At 67.4% G+C, this 2,482-nt stretch carries 3 protein-coding genes; 1 reads left to right on the forward strand and 2 read right to left on the reverse strand.

All coding sequences use genetic code 11. The annotated features are described in order from the left end of the window. Window positions 1–145 precede the first annotated feature (145 nt). Entirely contained in the window at window positions 146–1,015 is an 870-nt protein-coding gene (locus AC1DOC_RS29195; RefSeq protein WP_478081159.1) for a LysR family transcriptional regulator, read from the forward strand. A gap of 10 nt (window positions 1,016–1,025) precedes the next feature. Here the strand turns inward: AC1DOC_RS29195 and AC1DOC_RS29200 are convergent, their stop codons facing one another. After that, window positions 1,026–1,856 carry an urease accessory protein UreD gene (locus tag AC1DOC_RS29200; RefSeq protein ID WP_478081160.1) on the reverse strand — a complete coding sequence of 277 codons (831 nt, stop codon included), beginning with the start codon at window positions 1,854–1,856 and terminating at the stop codon, window positions 1,026–1,028. Between the two features lie 39 nt (window positions 1,857–1,895). Further along, on the reverse strand, window positions 1,896–2,426 hold the full coding sequence (locus AC1DOC_RS29205) for a nucleoside deaminase (RefSeq protein WP_478081161.1): 531 nt from the start codon (window positions 2,424–2,426) through the stop codon (window positions 1,896–1,898). Between the last annotated feature and the right edge of the window lie 56 nt (window positions 2,427–2,482).

Raw genomic sequence — 2,482 nt, forward strand, 5'->3', positions numbered from 1 at the left:
ATAAGCCCGATTTTCATGATGACGTTCTGCGGGTATTCCTGACTCAGGAAACCATTGCCTTGTTGAAGTTGCAGAGAACTCTAAAGAGAATGAGCCTGGCAAAGAAACGACAAATACAGAACGAACAGTTCAGGGAAGGCGATGCATGGAGTTCTCGGATCTGCAGATTTTTCGAACCGTGGTCCAGGCCGGCGGCGTGGTGCGGGCGGCCGAGGTGCTGCATCGCGCGCAGTCGAGCGTGACCGCGCGCATCAAGGTGCTGGAAGAAAAGCTGGGCGTCCCGCTGTTCCTGCGCGAGGGGCGCCGAATGCAGCTCACGCCCTCCGGCAAGATACTTGTCGGCTACGCCGATCGCATGCTCGACCTGGCCAGGGAAGCGGCCAACGCCATCAAGTCGGATCGGCCCACCGGCGTGCTGCGCCTCGGCGCGATGGAAAGCACGGCGGCGGCCCGCCTGCCCGAGCCACTCGGCCGCTTCCACGAGCGCTACCCCGATGTGGCGTTGGAACTCTTCTCGGGCGATCCTCTCGACCTGGTCAAGCAGGTTCTTTGCTCGGAACTGGATGCGGCGCTCATCGCAGACCCCGTCTCCGATCCTCGGCTCGAGTCCATCGAGATCTATGACGAGGAGCTTGTGATCGTCGCCGAGGCCAGACACGCACGCATTTCGTCGCCGAAGGATCTGCCATCGAAGACGATCCTGGCCTTTCATCCAGGCTGCCCGCATCGCAAGAGGCTCGAGGACTGGTTCCTGCGCGGCCGCGTCGCGCCCGGCCGAATCGTCGAGGCCGGCTCCTACCACCTGATTCTTGGCTGTGTTGCCGTCGGCATGGGCATTGCGCTGGTGCCGTACAGCGTGCTCGACAGCTACGCGGAGCGCGATCGCCTGAGCGTCCACAGGCTGCATTCGAAATTCGGCCGCGCCAAGACGAGGCTGGTGTGGCTCAAGGAAGCCCCTCAGACCAAGATACTCGCGCTATCGGCCGTCCTGCTGGAAAGCTACGGCGCGCGATAGGCCCCCCGCGCTAGGTGGCCCAGATCCGCGGCGAACTCGCCGGCAATTGCCACAGCTCGGCGCGCCAGGCCTGCCACACCTGCCGCAGCAGCTGCATCGCGGGCTCGACCACCGGCGCGAGCACGCGCAGCACGACGATCTCCGCATGCGGGCTGGTCGCGCCGGCGCTCTCCTGCAGCCCGTGCGCATCGATGGCGGTGCGTGCGAGCGCAAGCAGCGCCTCGCGCCGCGCCCGCGCGGCCGGCGTGCCCGACACGAAGAACAGCGACGCGATGCAGCGATGCCCGCCGAAGCCCAGCGGGCTCTGCAGCAGCCGATGGTCGGCCGCGTCGATGCGCCCGCGCTCCAGCCACACGCCCGGCACTTCGATGTGCTGCAGGTAGGTGCCGCGCTCGAACGGCTGGTTGGCGTTCGGCAGGCCGAGGGCCGTCACGTCCCAGCCGATCATCTCGGCGCCGGGCTCGGCCTCGATGGTGAGCCGGTTCTCTGCGCGGCAGCCGCTGTAGCAGATGGCCTCCAGCGGCAGCCACTCGAGCCGCGCGCCCTTGGCAAGCCGGATGCGCGTGCGCTGCAGCGCAAGCTCGCCTTCGGAGCGGTAGAAGCGCGACGCGCCCGGCGTGGTGATCAGGCCATGGCTTGCGTCGGCCGCCTCGATGTCGATGTCCAGCGTGTCGCCGCCCACCAGCCCGCCCGGCGGATGCACCAGCACGTTGTGGCAGATCGCATCGCCTTCGGGGTAGAGGCTTTGCAGGATGCGCAGCGGCCCGTCATGGCGAAAGCGCGCGACGCTGCGGGCGCCTTCCTGCCGGTAGTCGAGATGAAGATGGGCGTGCCAGGACATCCAACGAGTCTATTCGCCCGGCACCGCCGCGCGTGGCGGCTAGCTGGCCCAGGCGCCGTCGTGCGCGGCGCTGGCTTCGTCGAGCAGCGCGGGACCAATGCATTCGATCGGATGCGGCGAGGCGCGGAACACGTCGCGGCACGACAGCTCGGCATCGCGCTGGTCCTGCCGCTCGCCGCGGAACACGCGCAGCCGCTCGGCGTCGATGCCAAACACCACGCGGCCGATGTTCGACCAGAAGATCGCGCCCGCGCACATCACGCAGGGCTCGCCCGATGCATAGATGGTGGCGCCGGCGAGCTCTTCGCGCGTGAGGCCGCGCCCCGCGAGCGCACGCAGCGCGTTCATCTCCGCATGGGCCGTGCAGTCGCCGGTCTCGGTGTTGCTGTTGGCCGCTTCGGCCAGCACTTCGCCGGCGGCCGAGACGATGACCGATCCGAAGGGCCGGTTGCCGCGGCGGCGCGCCGCATGCGACCAGACGATGGCCTTGCGCAGGTAGCGTCCGTCGCGTTCGTCGAGCGTGGTTTCTTCGGGGAGGGTGGATTGGAGGTTGCTGTTGCTGAAGTTCATGCCTTGGTGGGAATCATGCGTTCGTTGCGCGATGGCAGCATCGACGTGTTGAAGAT

Source organism: Variovorax sp. 01T439_2 (genome assembly GCF_056398445.1).